The 16692-nt window shown below is 53.0% G+C and carries 10 protein-coding genes, 6 pseudogenes and 2 riboswitches; of the genes and pseudogenes, 7 read left to right on the top strand and 9 right to left on the bottom strand.

Annotation, left to right across the window (positions count from 1 at the left end; genetic code table 11):
- Positions 1 to 65: 65 nt before the first annotated feature.
- Positions 66 to 770, bottom strand: a pseudogene (locus ACWWJF_RS22605) (integrase core domain-containing protein); the annotation flags it as partial.
- Positions 771 to 846: 76 nt separating this feature from the next.
- Between ACWWJF_RS22605 and ACWWJF_RS22610 the strand changes: the two are divergent.
- A protein-coding gene (locus ACWWJF_RS22610) for an IS3 family transposase (RefSeq protein WP_455870633.1) occupies positions 847 to 2015 on the top strand; the annotation gives its coding sequence in 2 pieces (ribosomal slippage) (positions 847 to 1102 and positions 1102 to 2015; 1170 coding nt in all).
- A 40-nt stretch (positions 2016 to 2055) separates the two neighbouring features.
- On the opposite strand, the gene rssB is transcribed toward ACWWJF_RS22610, so the two are convergent.
- Positions 2056 to 3072, bottom strand: coding sequence for a two-component system response regulator RssB (gene rssB, locus ACWWJF_RS22615; protein WP_455870634.1), 1017 nt, complete (start codon positions 3070 to 3072; stop codon positions 2056 to 2058).
- A 110-nt stretch (positions 3073 to 3182) separates the two neighbouring features.
- Positions 3183 to 4097 carry a patatin-like phospholipase RssA gene (rssA, locus tag ACWWJF_RS22620; RefSeq protein ID WP_455870635.1) on the bottom strand — a complete coding sequence of 305 codons (915 nt, stop codon included), beginning with the start codon at positions 4095 to 4097 and terminating at the stop codon, positions 3183 to 3185.
- Positions 4098 to 4247: 150 nt separating this feature from the next.
- Between rssA and ACWWJF_RS22625 the strand changes: the two genes are divergently transcribed.
- Positions 4248 to 4724, top strand: coding sequence for a YchJ family metal-binding protein (locus ACWWJF_RS22625; protein ID WP_455870636.1), 477 nt, complete (start codon positions 4248 to 4250; stop codon positions 4722 to 4724).
- Between the two features lie 140 nt (positions 4725 to 4864).
- Positions 4865 to 5713, top strand: coding sequence for a formyltetrahydrofolate deformylase (purU, locus tag ACWWJF_RS22630; RefSeq protein ID WP_455871220.1), 849 nt, complete (start codon positions 4865 to 4867; stop codon positions 5711 to 5713).
- A 437-nt stretch (positions 5714 to 6150) separates the two neighbouring features.
- Here the strand turns inward: purU and ACWWJF_RS22635 are convergent.
- Positions 6151 to 6669: pseudogene (locus tag ACWWJF_RS22635) on the bottom strand (helix-turn-helix domain-containing protein); the annotation flags it as partial.
- A 155-nt stretch (positions 6670 to 6824) separates the two neighbouring features.
- Between ACWWJF_RS22635 and ACWWJF_RS22640 the strand changes: the two are divergent.
- Positions 6825 to 8025, top strand: a pseudogene (locus tag ACWWJF_RS22640) (IS256 family transposase).
- Positions 8026 to 8417: 392 nt separating this feature from the next.
- On the opposite strand, the gene ACWWJF_RS22645 reads toward ACWWJF_RS22640, so the two are convergent.
- Positions 8418 to 9044, bottom strand: a complete 627-nt coding sequence (locus tag ACWWJF_RS22645; protein ID WP_455870637.1) for a trimeric intracellular cation channel family protein — start codon at positions 9042 to 9044, stop codon at positions 8418 to 8420.
- A gap of 22 nt (positions 9045 to 9066) precedes the next feature.
- Positions 9067 to 9177: riboswitch (glycine riboswitch) on the bottom strand.
- A riboswitch (glycine riboswitch) is annotated at positions 9178 to 9270 on the bottom strand.
- Between the two features lie 141 nt (positions 9271 to 9411).
- Between ACWWJF_RS22645 and xthA the strand changes: the two are divergent.
- Positions 9412 to 10222 (top strand): annotated as a pseudogene (gene xthA / locus ACWWJF_RS22650) (exodeoxyribonuclease III).
- Positions 10223 to 10268: 46 nt separating this feature from the next.
- Here xthA and ACWWJF_RS22655 read toward each other — a convergent pair.
- Complete coding sequence (locus ACWWJF_RS22655; RefSeq protein ID WP_455870638.1) at positions 10269 to 10514, bottom strand: DUF1496 domain-containing protein; 246 nt, start codon at positions 10512 to 10514, stop codon at positions 10269 to 10271.
- 76 nt (positions 10515 to 10590) lie between these two features.
- Between ACWWJF_RS22655 and ACWWJF_RS22660 the strand changes: the two are divergent.
- Positions 10591 to 11751, top strand: a pseudogene (locus ACWWJF_RS22660) (IS3 family transposase).
- Positions 11752 to 11828: 77 nt separating this feature from the next.
- Here the strand turns inward: ACWWJF_RS22660 and ACWWJF_RS22665 are convergent.
- The 3 genes from ACWWJF_RS22665 to ACWWJF_RS22675 all read right to left on the bottom strand — a co-directional run bounded on the left by ACWWJF_RS22665 (position 11829) and on the right by ACWWJF_RS22675 (position 15524).
- Positions 11829 to 13757: a DNA topoisomerase III gene (locus ACWWJF_RS22665; protein WP_455870639.1), complete on the bottom strand. Its 1929-nt coding sequence runs from the start codon at positions 13755 to 13757 to the stop codon at positions 11829 to 11831.
- A gap of 2 nt (positions 13758 to 13759) precedes the next feature.
- Positions 13760 to 14311, bottom strand: a complete 552-nt coding sequence (locus ACWWJF_RS22670) for an NAD(P)H nitroreductase (RefSeq protein ID WP_455871221.1) — start codon at positions 14309 to 14311, stop codon at positions 13760 to 13762.
- A gap of 265 nt (positions 14312 to 14576) precedes the next feature.
- Positions 14577 to 15524: a hypothetical protein gene (locus ACWWJF_RS22675; RefSeq protein ID WP_455870640.1), complete on the bottom strand. Its 948-nt coding sequence runs from the start codon at positions 15522 to 15524 to the stop codon at positions 14577 to 14579.
- A 185-nt stretch (positions 15525 to 15709) separates the two neighbouring features.
- Here ACWWJF_RS22675 and ACWWJF_RS22680 point away from each other — a divergent pair.
- A pseudogene (locus ACWWJF_RS22680) lies at positions 15710 to 16672 on the top strand (IS481 family transposase); the annotation flags it as partial.
- Between the last annotated feature and the right edge of the window lie 20 nt (positions 16673 to 16692).

The raw sequence follows: 16692 nt of genomic DNA on the forward strand, positions 1-16692 counted from the left end.
CATGATGTGTATTAGCTCAGACCTGATCTGACAGTTACCGGTTATTTATACAGGTGTCTGTCAGATTAAATCTGGTTCAGATTTTTTTCTGCCCAGACTCGTTTACCATCAAGTAACGTGGCCATTGGCGTACGCCCGCAGCACATTTTACCCTGATGAGTTCGCTCATTATTGTAATGCCACAACCAGTTGTCCAGATCCTTTTGTAGACTTTCTAGGTCCTCGTATAACGTCTTACGGAACGCAACCTGATAAAAATCCTGCAAAATAGTTTTATGGAAGCGCTCGCAGATACCGTTTGTCTGCGGAGACATCGCTTTCGTTTTCGTATGGTCTATATCGTTGATAGCCAAGTACAGCTGATAGTCATGTTGTTCCACTTTACCGCAGTACTCCGTCCCCCTGTCCGTCAGTATTCTTAGCATTGGCAGCCCCTGAGCTTCGTAGAACGGCAGCACGCGATCATTGAGCAGGTCGGCGGCAGAGATCGGTGCTTTACTCGTGTAAAGCTTGCAGTGCGCCACTTTCGAGTACGTATCCACGAACGTCTGCTGGTAGATACGGCCAACACCTTTCAGATTACCCACTTAGAAGGTGTCCTGCGACCCCAGATAACCCGGGTGAGCAGTCTCTATTTCACCACAGGCTTCGTCGTCGTGCGCCTTCTTCTCCAGTGCAGCGATTTGAGCATCAGTAAGTACGATGCCTTCTCTGGCAACTTTTTCCTCAAGTGCCTTCAGGCGCTTACGAAAGTTTTCCAGATCGTGTCGTTGTGTAGTGGCACACTGATACTGGCCACCTGATCGGAGGTGATATGCTCACCTCATCAACACGACAGGTGACCTCATGGGTAAACATTTTACGGCGGAATTTAAGCTCGAAGCCGCAAAGCTGGTTGTCGACCACGGCTACACATACGTTAAGGCCGCAGAGGCGGTTAATGTCAGCCATTCTGCCATTAGTCGCTGGGTCAATAAGCTTCGCCTTGAACGACAGGGAAAAACGCCAACGGGACTTCCTCTTACCCCTGAACAGCTCGAGCTGCGTGAGATGAAGAAAAAAGTCCAATGCCTTGAAATGGAGAACGAAATCCTAAAAAAGGCTACGGCGCTCTTAATGTCGGACTCACTCAACGGTTCACGGTAGTCAACAGGCTGAGGGCGCGATACCCGGTCACGGCGTTGTGCCAAACTTTTGAGGTACATCGCAGCAGCTACAGGCACTGGCAGGCTTCCGCTAATGAACCCGACGGTGAGCGCGTGGTTAAGTGTAGCCGCGTCATGGAAGCCTGGAACGCCAGCGGCGGCTCTGCCGGCGCTCGAAGTATCGCGACCATCGTCACCGGCAGCTCCGGTGTCAAAATGGGGCGCTGGCTGGCTGGCAAGCTGATGAAGGAGCTGGGTATCGCCAGCTGCCAGCGACCGGCTCACAAATACAAACGCGGCGGCAATGAACACGTTGAAATACCGAACTATCTCAACCGCCAATTCGCGGTTACCGCGCCGGATCAGGTCTGGTGCGGCGATGTGACCTACATCTGGACGGGCAAATGCTGGGCTTACCTTGCGGTGGTGCTAGACCGGTTCGCCCGCAAACCGGTGGGCTGGGCCATGTCGACGTCGCCGGACTCGGCGCTGACAGTTAAAGCGTTGCAGATGGCCTGGGAACTCCGGGGACAACCAACAGGAGTCATGTTCCACAGCGACCAGGGCAGCCACTATACCAGCCGTCAATACCGGCAAGCCCTGTGGCGCTTCCGGATAAAGCAGAGTATGAGTCGGCGGGGTAACTGCTGGGATAATGCGCCAATGGAGCGGTTCTTCCGCAGCCTGAAGACAGAATGGGTGCCGACAAAGGGTTACAACAGCTTCAGCGAAGCCCAGGATGCGATTATCCGCTACATCACGGGGTATTACAGCGCTATCCGGCCTCACTGGTATAACGGCGGCTTAACTCCAAACGAATCTGAGCGACTGTTCTACATACAGTCTAATGCGGTGGCCAATATTAGTTGACCACTACAATTCCGTAGGCCTCATCACACTGCATAAGCCTTCAATCTGTTGATAACATCAGCCGTAAGCGTCCACCGCGCCCCCAGACCTGACATTCAAAAGCAGCGCACTCATAGTTTAATTGGTTAAGATATGCTCCATCGAGGGTGCCGAGCGGAATAGCATTGTTTAACACCAACTGCTCCTCTCCTGCGTTCAGCATGGCATGCAAACCGGCTGAAATAAGGATGAGCCGTTGCAATCCTCGGTGATAGTAACCCACCAGCAGCGGGAAACGCCCATTAAGATTGGCCTGGCGCAGCAATTGGTTGACCTGCCGCAACAAGACAGGCAATTCGGGTAGGCGGTGTTGTTGGTTAGCCAGATGCGCTTGTAACAACCCGTTAAACAGTGTGCGCAGCAGCAGAGCTGCCAGCGTGCCGTTATTGTTCACGGCTTGCGTCACATCTAGACAATAGAATGCCAAGTCATCATCAGACAACGCGGCAATATCCAATACCAGCCCCGGTTGTTCCAATGACGTCAATTGACGGTAACGCACGCTGCAACCGGCCATTTTTTGTTGCACCGGAGGCTGTAGCTGCGCCAGTAGTTTATTGACCGCATCTGGCGATTGATTGAGTGAATCCATGTCCTCCATCAACTGCTCAACTTCGCTCAGTTGAGAAGTAAACATGTCGGGATACATGCAGGTCATCACGGCTTCGCGCAAGCGTGCATAATCGCGGATAGGTTTAAGCATCACGTCCTGCACGCCCAGGCGCAGCACTTTGGCAACATCCCCCATCTGACTGGTGGCAGACACCACCAGAATGGGCGTGCGATTATCTTGCAACCGGAGCGTTTCAACGAACTCAATGCCCCCCATTAGCGGCATTTCCAAATCGCACACGATCAAATCAGGGCGATAGTTTTGCATTATGGCTAATGCATCCACCCCATTGACAGCTTCACGCACAGATGCACCCAGCGATGTCAGATAGCCAGCGATCACGGAACGAAATACCGCTTCATCTTCAACAATCAAAATGTGCTTATCTGTTAATGGCTGACCCATTGATGACCTCATACGTCAACTTCATGCATATTCCCTCGCGTTGTTCGGCCTTACCCCCTACCACTCTACATTTTTAACCTTGTTGATACTTATCAGGCGCTGCTGCTCCACTAGCCTGCGTCTCGGTTTACCAGCAGTTGTAATTCATCTTGTTTTTTCTCCACAGCCAGTCGCCCTGCGGCAATCGCCTCTTGCGCACGGTGAAAATCCAGCGTGGCAATTTGTGGACAATAGGGCTGCACCACCACATCAGGCGGATCGCCAGCCATACGATGCATTTTTAAACGGTTTTCCAGCACCTGAATGGAGGCCGTCATGATATCCATCGCTGAAGGTGCACGGTTGGCACGCTGGCGCTGCAACCCCATGGACAAGCGCTGCCTGAGCTTGTGCTGCCAGTTGAGCGGCGTAGAATCCGCGTGCGTCTCTTCAGCCATCGCGGCCACGGACAGCATGTCGTCATGCCCCAGGGTCGCGTTATGCTGCAAATCCACAGCAATCACCACATCAGCGCCCAGTGCGCGAGCCAGAGAAACCGGCACCGGGTTCACCACAGCACCATCAACCAGCCAATAGGCATTGTGTCGCACGGGCGCAAGCAACCCCGGTATATTGCATGAGGCGCGGATCGCATGGTGCAGATCGCCCTCGGTAAGCCACAGTTCTCTCGCCGTTGTCAGGTTGGTGGCCACTGCCCCGAACTTGATAGCACATTCGTCGATCTGCTGGGTACGCAAGATGTGTCGCACCTGGTTAAATACCCGATCGCCGCGCAATAACCCGCCACGTTGCCAGGAGAGATCCATCAGGCGAATCACATCCCAATGATGAAACCCACTCACCCAGCGCGCCATGGCATTCAAACGATTGGTGGCATACGCTGCCCCCACCAAAGCGCCCACCGAATAACCCGCTACCACATCGATAACAATACCCATTTCAGTCAATGCCTGAATGACACCAATATGGGCCCATCCTTTCGCCGCATCCGATCCCAGCGCCAAACCAATCTTTCTTTGCCTCATGATATCCTTCTCATCTCGCTATTCATTTTAGCGCACATTGCCACTCACCGAGATTGTTAGGTAACATATCGCCACGACGTTGAGTTATTTTCACGCAAATATCGATATTTTTTAATTTTTTTACTGTTCGTCATACAACCAGGAGTTACCGTGCCGCGCCGCAAAGCTGTCCTCTGCGGGAGTGGTAAGCAGTATACCGCATGCTGCCTTCCCTATCTGCAACGGACCGACATTCCACCAACACCAGAAGCATTAATGCGTTCACACTATTGTGCTTACGTAGCCCATGACGTTGATTATCTTATCGCTACCTGGGATCCTGCGCTTCATCCCGAAAAATGGCGTGCTTCAATCACCGAAAGCGCTCAGGATACGCAGTGGCAACGATTGAATGTGCTGGCTGCCAGCTCAGGACGCGATACGGATGAAGGTTATGTTGAATTCGCTGCGCGCTATACCGACACCTCGCAGCCAGAGCGTACATCGCTGATGCGCGAGCGCTCACGCTTCCTTCGTCGCCTCGATCGCTGGTACTATGTAGACGGCGTGCATCTGCAAACCGGCAGAAACGATCGCTGTCCGTGCGGTTCGGACAAAAAATACAAACAGTGCTGCGGGCGTGGATAGGCGCGTAGTGTAAGGCAAAAAATGTAACCCGGTGGCATGCTTCCCCTTATCACGGCGATAAATCGCACGAACGTGGCAGCTTTCGGGGATGATGACAGACGATTTTGGACAGGGTTCTTATTTCCATGCAATCCCAAACGATGCAATCTCAGGCAATACAACGAAAAGTGTTGCGTACCATTTGCTCCGATGCAAAGGGGCTTATCGCAAAAATTACCAACATCTGCTACAAACACGAATTAAACATTGTGCAGAACAATGAATTTGTCGATCACCGCACCGGGCGCTTTTTCATGCGTACCGAATTAGAAGGGATCTTCAATGATACTACGCTGTTGGCCGATTTAGACGGCGCGCTGCCGGAAGGCTCCGTGCGCGAACTGAGTGATGCAGGCCGCCGTCGTATCGTGGTTCTGGTCACCAAAGAAGCGCATTGTCTGGGCGATTTGCTGATGAAGAGTGCCTACGGTGGCCTGGATGTGGAAATTGCCGCCGTGATTGGCAACCACGATACGTTGCAGACGCTGGTAGAACGTTTTGATATCCCGTTCCATCTGGTGAGCCATGAAGGGCTCTTACGAGAAGCGCACGACCAGTTGATGATTGAGCAGATTGATGCGTACAAACCGGATTACGTGGTATTGGCCAAATATATGCGCGTTTTGACGCCTGCTTTTGTGCAGCACTATCCAAATCAGGTGATTAACATCCACCACTCGTTCCTGCCTGCGTTCATCGGTGCACGGCCATACCATCAGGCCTATGAGCGCGGCGTGAAGATCATCGGTGCGACCGCCCACTACGTGAACGACAACCTGGATGAAGGTCCGATCATCATGCAGGATGTGATCAACGTGGATCACACCTATACCGCCGATGACATGATGCGTGCAGGCCGCGACGTCGAGAAAAACGTCCTGAGCCGCGCCCTTTACCGCGTGCTGGCACAACGTGTTTTCGTTTACGGTAATCGCACCATTATTCTTTAAGCCGCTGTTTTTCCACTCAACCTTGAGTGGAAAACCCGCAAGGCGCGTGAAAAAACGGCAAACAAACGCGTTTTTTTGCGTTCAGGCTTTACAGGGGCGTCGCATTTGATATGATGCGCCCCGCTTACCAAGAAAGCGCACAATCAGTTAGGCCATGGTGGGGTTCCCGAGCGGCCAAAGGGAGCAGACTGTAAATCTGCCGTCACAGACTTCGAAGGTTCGAATCCTTCCCCCTGTAGTGGCCAGTATCAGTGTGCCACTACAGTGTCCTGCGACCCCAGATAACCCCATATCGTTATACACATCTTTTGGCCATTTTTTGAACAGGATGCTCAGAACCCCGTGAATTAAGGCATTCAAGCCATCCCATTGGCTTTTTGAGGTTCAAAATGCCACTCTGAGATAAACCCGTAACTCATTGATTAAACAGTGCGTTAGAAAGATGTGTATAACGATATGAGATAACCCGGGTGAGCAGTCTCTATTTCACCACAGGCTTCGTCGTCGTGCGCCTTCTTCTCCAGTGCAGCGATTTGAGCATCAGTAAGTACGATGCCTTCTCTGGCAACTTTTTCCTCAAGTGCCTTCAGGCGCTTACGAAAGTTTTCCAGATCGTGTCGTTGCCAGATGGAGCGCACACCGCTGCCAGAAATGAAGACGCCTTTTTTACGCAGCTCATTACTGGTCCGGTGCTGGCCATGAGCCGGGAACTCAATGGCGTAATCAACAACCGCACGTTCAGTGGCTTCATCAGCACGGTTTTTCAGGTTGGGAACCCGGCGGTTTTGGTTAACCAGAGCGTCAATGCCGCCTTCTGCCGCCAGTTCCTGATAGCGATAAAACGTGTCGCGTGACACCCCCATGATTTTACAGGCTTTTGATACGTTACCGAGTTCTTCGGCGAGATTGAGCAGGCCGGCTTTGTGTTTGATGATGGGATTGTTAGTATGAAGCATGAGAGTTACCTCGTGTTTTGTATAAGGATTCGACACCCATATCAAAACCGGTAACTCTCAACCTTTCAAGGTCCAGTGTCAGATCAAGTCGCGACTAATACATGTAATTGCCTGATTTTGATATGTTCAATCCAACATCAAAAACAGGTTAATTTATGGACGAAAAACAGTTGCAGGCTCTGGCTAACGAACTGGCCAAAAATCTCAAAACCCCTGACGATCTCAGCCAATTCGATCGCCTGCTGAAGAAAATCAGCGTTGAGGCTGCTCTCAACGCCGAAATGTCCCACCATCTGGGCTACGATAAAAATCAGCCCAAACCGGGGGCCAACTCCCGCAACGGCTATTCCACAAACACCGTGACCACCGGCGATGGCCCTCTGGCACTACGTACTCCGCGCGATCGTGATGGCTCCTTCGAACCACAACTGGTGAAGAAAAACCAGACCCGGATCACCGGGATGGATAACCAAATCCTGTCCCTGTACGCCAGAGGGATGACCACCCGCGAGATAGCGTCTGCGTTCAACGAGCTGTATGACGCGGATGTCTCACCGGCGCTGGTCTCGAAGGTCACCGACGCCGTGATGGAACCGGTTACTGAATGGCAAAATCGTCCACTGGATGCAGTCTATCCCATTGTTTACCTTGACTGTATCATCCTGAAGGTCCGGCAGGACAGTCGCGTCATCAATAAATCCGTGTTCCTGGCACTGGGTATCAACATCGAGGGCCAGAAAGAACTGCTGGGTATGTGGCTGGCCGAAAACGAGGGCGCGAAGTTCTGGCTCAATGTGCTGACAGAACTAAAAAACCGCGGCCTGAACGATATCCTCATCGCCTGTGTCGACGGTCTGAAAGGCTTCCCGGACGCCATCAACGCGGTGTATCCGGAAGCCCGCATCCAGCTGTGCATCGTGCAACAGCCTGAGGTTCGTCTCTTGGAAGGACTACAAAGCCGTCACACGCGACCTGAAAGCCATCTATCAGGCCGCTACGGAAGAAGAAGCAGGCCAGCAGGCGCTGGAAGCATTCGCCAGCGCATGGGACAGCCGCTATCCACAGATAAGCCGGAGCTGGCAGACGAACTGGAGCAATCTGGCAACGTTCTTCGCTTACCCGGCAGATATCCGCAAAGTCATCGACACAACCAACGCCATCGAGTCGCTGAACAGTGTGATCCGGCATGCGATTAAAAAACGCAAGGTGTTCCCGACTGACGACGCAGTGAAAAAGGTGGTGTGGCTGGCAATCCCGTCGGCCTCACAGAAATGGACGATGCCACTGCGGGACTGGCGTATGGCAATGAGCCGTTTTATTATCGAGTTCGGTGACCGCCTGGACGGTCACTACTGAGAAAGGCATTTACACAGAATCATGTACAGGGTCCTAAACAGAGAGTGCGCCCACACTCACTGCACTTTAGCACATTGATCTTATTTGATTTCTCTATGAGCGGTGATGATATTATTTTGATAGAAATCACCGGACAATAAAAAGCAAACACACACCAGCTAATCTGCACAGGGTCAAGGTTGAGACTCAACGCCAGCAAAGGTAGCGTGATATGGTAAATCTCGATTCCCAGCAGTGAAAACGCAGAACTAGCGACAAAAACGTTAAAGTTGTTCTTCATCATATCCAGATAGCTGAAGACGATCAGATCCGTCTGCCACAATTGTTATTTGTTATGAAGAAGCAACGTTACACCGTTTTATTCACGATTACGGTGCGGTTCACCACATATCTCAGGCTTTTCCTTTCCAACTGCCCGGCGAATAGGAAAACACCGGCAGTTGCCATGACCACCGGATCGCCGCCAGGCGCAACGAGAGCCCCAAGGTAAAGGACACCAGCAGATTAATATCGTGGTTGATCTGTAACGCTTTCAGCCCGAGATAAAGCAGCGCCACCAGCAGTGATACGCTGGCATAGAGCTCTTTTCTGAGCACCATCGGCGTGCGGTTACAAAAGATATCACGCAGAATACCACCGAAGATCCCGGTGACAATCCCGGCCATAATGACCACGGTAAAGGAGTAGTTCAGCTTCTGCGCCACATTGCAGCCAATAATGGTAAAGGCAATCAGCCCCATGGCGTCAAGGATCAGGAACAGTCGATGCAAGTGATGCATGATACGGGCAATTACGATAGTGAACAGGCCTGCACCAATCGTCAGATAAATATACCCCGGGTGTTGCGTCCAGCCGATGGGATAGTTGCCGAGCAGGATATCACGAACTGTGCCACCGCCCAGTGCGGTGATAAAAGCGATCATCGCCACACCGAAAATATCCATGTTCCTGCGTCCGGCGGCCAATGCGCCAGACATGCCTTCTGCGGTAATTGCGATCAGATAGATGTAAATAAGCACACAAGTTTTCCTGTGAAATGTGCCTTTCCCCCTGTCCGTTTTACCTGAGAGTTTATGCAGCTCACGCCGCTTGCCCCTTCGGTGGGTGGCTACGCCGATAAACAACGTGCACACCGCTCTCCAGTCGGCGTATCAACAAGGTGCAGTAAGGTGGCCTGAGCGATTATGGGAGTTTGCGCCTTCGGCGGGTCGCGCGTTGCGCGATCCTATCTCCTGCGAGTTGCGAAGTATAAGGGCTTACTATCGCTACTTCAACCTTCCGTTCGCTCGCCAGACCTCGATATCATCCGCCGTGCACCGCTGGCGTGACCTTTGCCTGTTTTTTCTGATACCATCTGCGTCACAATTTCCTGATATGGCAGTGACGATGAAAGTTGTTTCTTTTAATATCAATGGGCTGCGTGCCCGCCCTCACCAACTGGCCGCTATCATCGCCCAGCATCAGCCGGATATAATTGGCTTGCAGGAAACCAAAGTCCACGATGATATGTTTCCCTTCGAAGAGATACGCAAGCTCGGCTATCAGGTCTACTATTACGGGCAAAAAGGCCATTATGGCGTCGCGCTGCTGTGTAAAGAGACACCGATTGCCGTGCGCTACGGCTTTCCCACCGATGAACCCGATGCGCAACGACGCATCATCATGGCAGATTTCGCCACGCCCGCAGGTACGCTGACCGTTATCAATGGCTATTTCCCACAGGGAGAGAGTCGCGACCATCCGGTAAAATTCCCGACCAAAACACGCTTTTATGCCGACTTGCAGACCTATCTGGCGCAGCATCACACCCCGGAGCAACCGCTGATTGTCATGGGGGATATCAATATCAGCCCGACGGATCTGGATATTGGCATTGGCGAAGAAAACCGTAAGCGCTGGCTGCGCACCGGTAAGTGTTCATTTTTACCTGAAGAGCGTGAATGGATGACGCGCTTGCTGGGATGGGGATTGGTCGATACCTTCCGCGCACTGGCGCCAGACACTACCGATCGCTATTCCTGGTTTGACTACCGCTCTGCCGGTTTTGACGACAATCGCGGCCTGCGAATTGATGTGATCCTCGCCAGTCAGGCATTGGCGGCACACTGCACGGCGAGCGATATCGATTACGGCATACGCGGTATGGAAAAAACCGTCCGACCACGCGCCGATTTGGGCCACGTTCTCCGGTCTTTAACACCTTGTGATGGCAGCCGCACGCGGCTGCCCCACCTTGGAAACCGTTACTGTTTAAGCACCTGCCAGATCAGATTATTCGTCCCCAGCGTTTGCCTGTCGCGTACACACTGCAACAACACGCCTTCCGTTCTCACCACCGCGCCTTCGGTATAATTACGATTCTCGAACACGCAGCAACGCATACAGTTGTTTTGCGGCTCTCGCCGCGTCGAACCGTTGTTATCGCCCCAAATCACACTGGGCGGTACGCCAACCACGATATCCGTATTCCCCCGCGAGGGCGTGGTCACCGCTGTAGTGGCACACTGATACTGGCCACCTGATCGGAGGTGATATGCTCACCTCATCAACACGACAGGTGACCTCATGGGTAAACATTTTACGGCGGAATTTAAGCTCGAAGCCGCAAAGCTGGTTGTCGACCACGGCTACACATACGTTAAGGCCGCAGAGGCGGTTAATGTCAGCCATTAGTCGCTGGGTCAATAAGCTTCGCCTTGAACGACAGGGAAAAACGCCAACGGGACTTCCTCTTACCCCTGAACAGCTCGAGCTGCGTGAGATGAAGAAAAAAGTCCAATGCCTTGAAATGGAGAACGAAATCCTAAAAAAGGCTACGGCGCTCTTAATGTCGGACTCACTCAACGGTTCACGGTAGTCGACAGGCTGAGGGCGCGATACCCGGTCACGGCGTTGTGCCAAACTTTTGAGGTACATCGCAGCAGCTACAGGCACTGGCAGGCTTCCGCTAATGAACCCGACGGTGAGCGCGTGGTTAAGTGTAGTCGCGTCATGGAAGCCTGGAACGCCAGCGGCGGCTCTGCCGGCGCTCGAAGTATCGCGACCATCGTCACCGGCAGCTCCGGTGTCAAAATGGGGCGCTGGCTGGCTGGCAAGCTGATGAAGGAGCTGGGTATCGCCAGCTGCCAGCGACCGGCTCACAAATACAAACGCGGCGGCAATGAACACGTTGAAATACCGAACTATCTCAACCGCCAGTTCGCGGTTACCGCGCCGGATCAGGTCTGGTGCGGCGATGTGACCTACATCTGGACGGGCAAATGCTGGGCTTACCTTGCGGTGGTGCTAGACCTGTTCGCCCGCAAACCGGTGGGCTGGGCCATGTCGACGTCGCCGGACTCGGCGCTGACAGTTAAAGCGTTGCAGATGGCCTGGGAACTCCGGGGACAACCAACAGGAGTCATGTTCCACAGCGACCAGGGCAGCCACTATACCAGCCGTCAATACCGGCAAGCCCTGTGGCGCTGCCGGATAAAGCAGAGTATGAGTCGGCGGGGTAACTGCTGGGATAATGCGCCAATGGAGCGGTTCTTCCGCAGCCTGAAGACAGAATGGGTGCCGACAAAGGGTTACAACAGCTTCAGCGAAGCCCAGGACGCGATTATCCGCTACATCACGGGGTATTACAGCGCTATCCGGCCTCACTGGTATAACGGCGGCTTAACTCCAAACGAATCTGAGCGACTGTTCTACATACAGTCTAATGCGGTGGCCAATATTAGTTGACCACTACACCGCAGTGGATTGCGCCCACACGGGCAGAGAGACCAGCGCGCTGACAAACAACATCATCTGTGATGATTTCATCCGTTCTGCTCCTTCGCGGCCTTTTTCGCCGTGGGTTTACGTGTTTTCTTCTGCGTTTTTTGTGGTGCTTGCAGCCCGCGGAATGCCGATGCGGACCGGTTTTGTCGTGCTTGCTCGATCAATCCACTCAAGGTTTGAGTGAGCGGTTGCATAAAATCCTGGTAGCGGCGCTGTTTTTCACTGATCAACGTTAATGTAGCTTCCCAGTTGGCGGTCATATCCGGCAATGCTGCGCTAGGCGGTAATGCGTGAATCAGCGCGCGCCCCGCTTCGCTGGCATGAATGTAACGCCCTTTTTTAAACAGAAAGTTTCGTTTAAAGAGTAGCTCAATAATGCCTGCACGCGTGGCTTCAGTGCCGAGTCCATCGGTTTCACGCAATATCTTCTTCAACGTTTTATCTTGCACAAAACGGGCAATACCGGTCATAGCCGAGAGCAACGTAGCATCGGTAAAAGGACGCGGAGGCTGGGTTTGCCGCTCCACCACTTCACCTTTTTCACACAGCAGCACATCCCCTTTAGCCACCACCGGCAACGGCAAGCCGTCGTTTTCGTCGTCGCGCTCCTTGGCACCCAGCAGCGCGCGCCAGCCCGCATCGGCCAGAAAACGGGCTTTGGCAATAAATGTTCCCCCAGCGATATCGAGGGTAATAACGCATTTACGAAACACCGCATCAGGGCAAAACTGCATCAGATACTGTCGGGCAATCAGCCCGTACACCTGACGCTCGTTCTCGCTTAGCAAGACGCTGGCGCTGCGCGCAGTGGGAATAATCGCATGGTGAGCATCGACTTTGCTGTCATCCCAGCAGCGATTGCGGCGTTCAAGATCGACGACCGGTTGCGGCAATAACCCGGAGGCATGCACCGTAATCGCATTGATAACCGCGTGACGCCCGGCAAAATGTTCTTCAGGCAGGTAACGGCAGTCCGAACGCGGATAGGTAATCAGCTTATGGGTTTCATACAAGAGCTGGCAGGTGTCCAGCACTAATTGTGCGCTCAGGTCAAAGCGTTTCGCGGCTTCAATTTGCAATGCGGAGAGAGAATAAGGCAGCGGTGCCGTTTCCGACTCACGCTTATCGCTGTAATCCGTTACGGTAGCCGGCTGCCCGGCAATGCGTTTGACCACATGCTCAGCCAAAGAACGGTGCAACAGACGCCCTTCTTCATCCTGATAAGGTTCACAGGATTCGCTCGGTTGCCACAGCGCGACAAAGCGTTCATCAGCAGGCGTGACAATATGCGCCTTGACCTCAAAGTAATCCTTGGAGACGAAGTTTTCGATCTCTTCATCGCGGCGTACCACAAGCCCCAGCACCGGCGTTTGCACCCGTCCGACGGAGAGCACGCCGTCATAGCCCGCATTGCGCCCTAATAGTGTGTAGGCGCGAGTCATGTTAATGCCATAGAGCCAGTCAGCACGCGAACGCGCCAGCGCAGAGACGCACAGTGGCACAAAGTCGCGGTTATCGCGCAGGCGTTCGACCGCACGCGTCACCGCCTGCGGGTTGAGATCGTTGATCAGGCAGCGCCGCACCTGCTGGCGTTTTTCCGGGGCCAGCGCCAAATACTCCAGCACTTCATCCACCAGCAGTTGCCCTTCGCGATCCGGGTCACCGGCGTGGATCACCTCTGACGCTTCCCCCAACAGCTTCTTGATGGCATTCAATTGTTTGCTCACTGATGGGCGCGGCATTAATAGCCATTTTTCGGGGATAATCGGTAGATCGGCCAACGACCAGCGCGCATAGCGGGCATCATAGGCATCGGGCTGAGCCTGCTCGAGCAGATGCCCGACGCACCAGGTGACGACATCCTGCGAACCGCAGGCGATGTAGCCGTCGCCTCGCCGATGCGGTTTGGGCAAGACATCGGCTATCGCCCTGGCAAGGCTGGGTTTTTCAGCAATAAACAGGCGCATTATCAGAAATAACGGACAAATTTTTCCGTGTCCACCGGCACAACCGTGGTGGACGCTTTCAGTTGCGGTGTTCCCAAATAGAGAAACCCGACAATTTCATCTTGTTCGCGGCAACCGAAGGCTTCACGCACCTGTTGGTGTTCAGTCCACAGGCCACTGCGCCAGATGCCGTTGAAACCCTGCGCCAGTGCAGCCATTTGCATCGCTTGCACCGCGCAGCCCGCGGAAACCACCTGCTCCCACTTAGGCACCTTGGGATTTTCTTCGCAGTGTGCAATCACGGTGATGACCATTGGGGCGCGAAACGGGGTTTGACGGGCTTTATCTTGTTCAGCAGCGTCCAGTCCATCCTGTTGAGCAGCAGCGTGTAAAACTTCACTCAGGCGGGCCAACCCCTCATCCTGTGCAATCACGAAACGCCACGGTTGCAGAGTGCCGTGATCTGGCGCGCGCATACCTGCATGAATAATATTGGCCAACGCGTCACCTTGCGGTGCCGGAGCAGCCAAACGCGAGGCAGAACGGCGATTAAGTAACAAGTCCAGTGCATCCATCATTTTTCTCCTGTTAACGGCCTGCATGAAAAATAGCGCCAAGCGTAGCCATCGCCTGTCATTGCGCTCCACGGTATCACAACTCGCGATGCGTCAGTAACGGTTTTATGGCAATCCTATCATAGCGGATACCGGCAATAATGCGGGGAGATTCTGAATGTTATCGGCCTTATTCAGGCGGTTGACCTATGATGATGTGCAAGCACAGAACGTCTGCCTGCGCATCCAAACAGTGACCAGCAACGTGCTCAATGCCGTGCCGCGATCACTCTGCGTCGTGACGCAAATGGTACACCTTTAACTGATTCCAGAAATCGAGGCCAATCAGCGTGTCATTTCCTGCACGACGAAAGGAGAACGCACCACCTTTATTGTGTCTGATACGGATAATACCTTGTTCTTCTTGCGCTTTTACTGGGGCAATACCACGCATGTTCACCACACCGTCTTCGGCAATAGTGATATCAGGATCGCCCGTTTCGCGCAGGGCAAAGGCTCCTACGGGAATACCCGATGCCGGTGACGCGATGTCCTGCTCTGTAAATGAGGACAGATTGGCAACGTTCTGGCACGATGCACCATCATTAATCGGCGCAGCGCAGGCAACCTGCAAAAGGTCACGGGCAGCCAAATATTGCCCACTACGCCACTGCGCTTTGGCCGCTTCGTTGCACAGTTTGGCCGAGACACCGCTGCGGCATAGCGCTGCCATAGTATCGGTATATTCTTGCGCCGGTGCCGCCGGGATGCCCGTCACGGCTGCGAACAGCGACTGCCCCTGCTTTTCCGCAGAGGCACGCGCTTCCCAACTGCTGCACGCTGAATCAATATGATCTTCGCACAGTTGCTTTAACTTTGCAGTATCAATCTCATACATCATTTTTTTGCAGGCACGTAGGTCGTTCCAACAGGTTTTACCCACTTCGGTTTTCGGCTGCGGCAGGTTGGCCAGGCAGGGTTGCTCCTCCTTGAGCACATAATTTAATTTGAACATCGGATCGGTGATGGTTTTACCGTCAGCAGACACTTCCATGGTGGAGTCTACCAATTCCTCCAACGTAACCCGTTTGAGTTTACTTCCTTCTAAACGGTAATGATGTAACGTGGTCTCGGTAGCAAACGATTGTTGTAGCAGCTCGTGATTTAACACACGAATCTGGCTTCTTGGTTCTTTATAAATACCACAGGTCAATCCAGAAACCGGATCGGCCAAAGCGTGGAATGACACAGAGGTCAATAGCAAAAGGAACAACACACGGACGTGCGTTAAAAAAGGCATGGTTCACTCCATTGATATGTATTAGTCGCGACTTGCTCTGACACTGGACCTTGAAAGGTTGAGAGTTACCGGTTTTGATATGGGTGTCGAATCCTTATACAAAACACGAGGTAACTCTCATGCTTCATACTAACAATCCCATCATCAAACACAAAGCCGGCCTGCTCAATCTCGCCGAAGAACTCGGTAACGTATCAAAAGCCTGTAAAATCATGGGGGTGTCACGCGACACGTTTTATCGCTATCAGGAACTGGCGGCAGAAGGCGGCATTGACGCTCTGGTTAACCAAAACCGCCGGGTTCCCAACCTGAAAAACCGTGCTGATGAAGCCACTGAACGTGCGGTTGTTGATTACGCCATTGAGTTCCCGGCTCATGGCCAGCACCGGACCAGTAATCAGCTGCGTAAAAAAGGCGTCTTCATTTCTGGCAGCGGTGTGCGCTCCATCTGGCAACGACACGATCTGGAAAACTTTCGTAAGCGCCTGAAGGCACTTGAGGAAAAAGTTGCCAGAGAAGGCATCGTACTTACTGATGCTCAAATCGCTGCACTGGAGAAGAAGGCGCACGACGACGAAGCCTGTGGTGAAATAGAGACTGCTCACCCGGGTTATCTGGGGTCGCAGGACACCTTCTACGTGGGTAATCTGAAAGGTGTTGGCCGTATCTACCAGCAGACGTTCGTGGATACGTACTCGAAAGTGGCGCACTGCAAGCTTTACACGAGTAAAGCACCGATCTCTGCCGCCGACCTGCTCAATGATCGCGTGCTGCCGTTCTACGAAGCTCAGGGGCTGCCAATGCTAAGAATACTGACGGACAGGGGGACGGAGTACTGCGGTAAAGTGGAACAACATGACTATCAGCTGTACTTGGCTATCAACGATATAGACCATACGAAAACGAAAGCGATGTCTCCGCAGACAAACGGTATCTGCGAGCGCTTCCATAAAACTATTTTGCAGGATTTTTATCAGGTTGCGTTCCGTAAGACGTTATACGAGGACCTAGAAAGTCTACAAAAGGATCTGGACAACTGGTTGTGGCATTACAATAATGAGCGAACTCATCAGGGTAAAATGTAGTGGCACACTTATACTGG

It is taken from the genome of Symbiopectobacterium sp. Eva_TO (genome assembly GCF_053848865.1).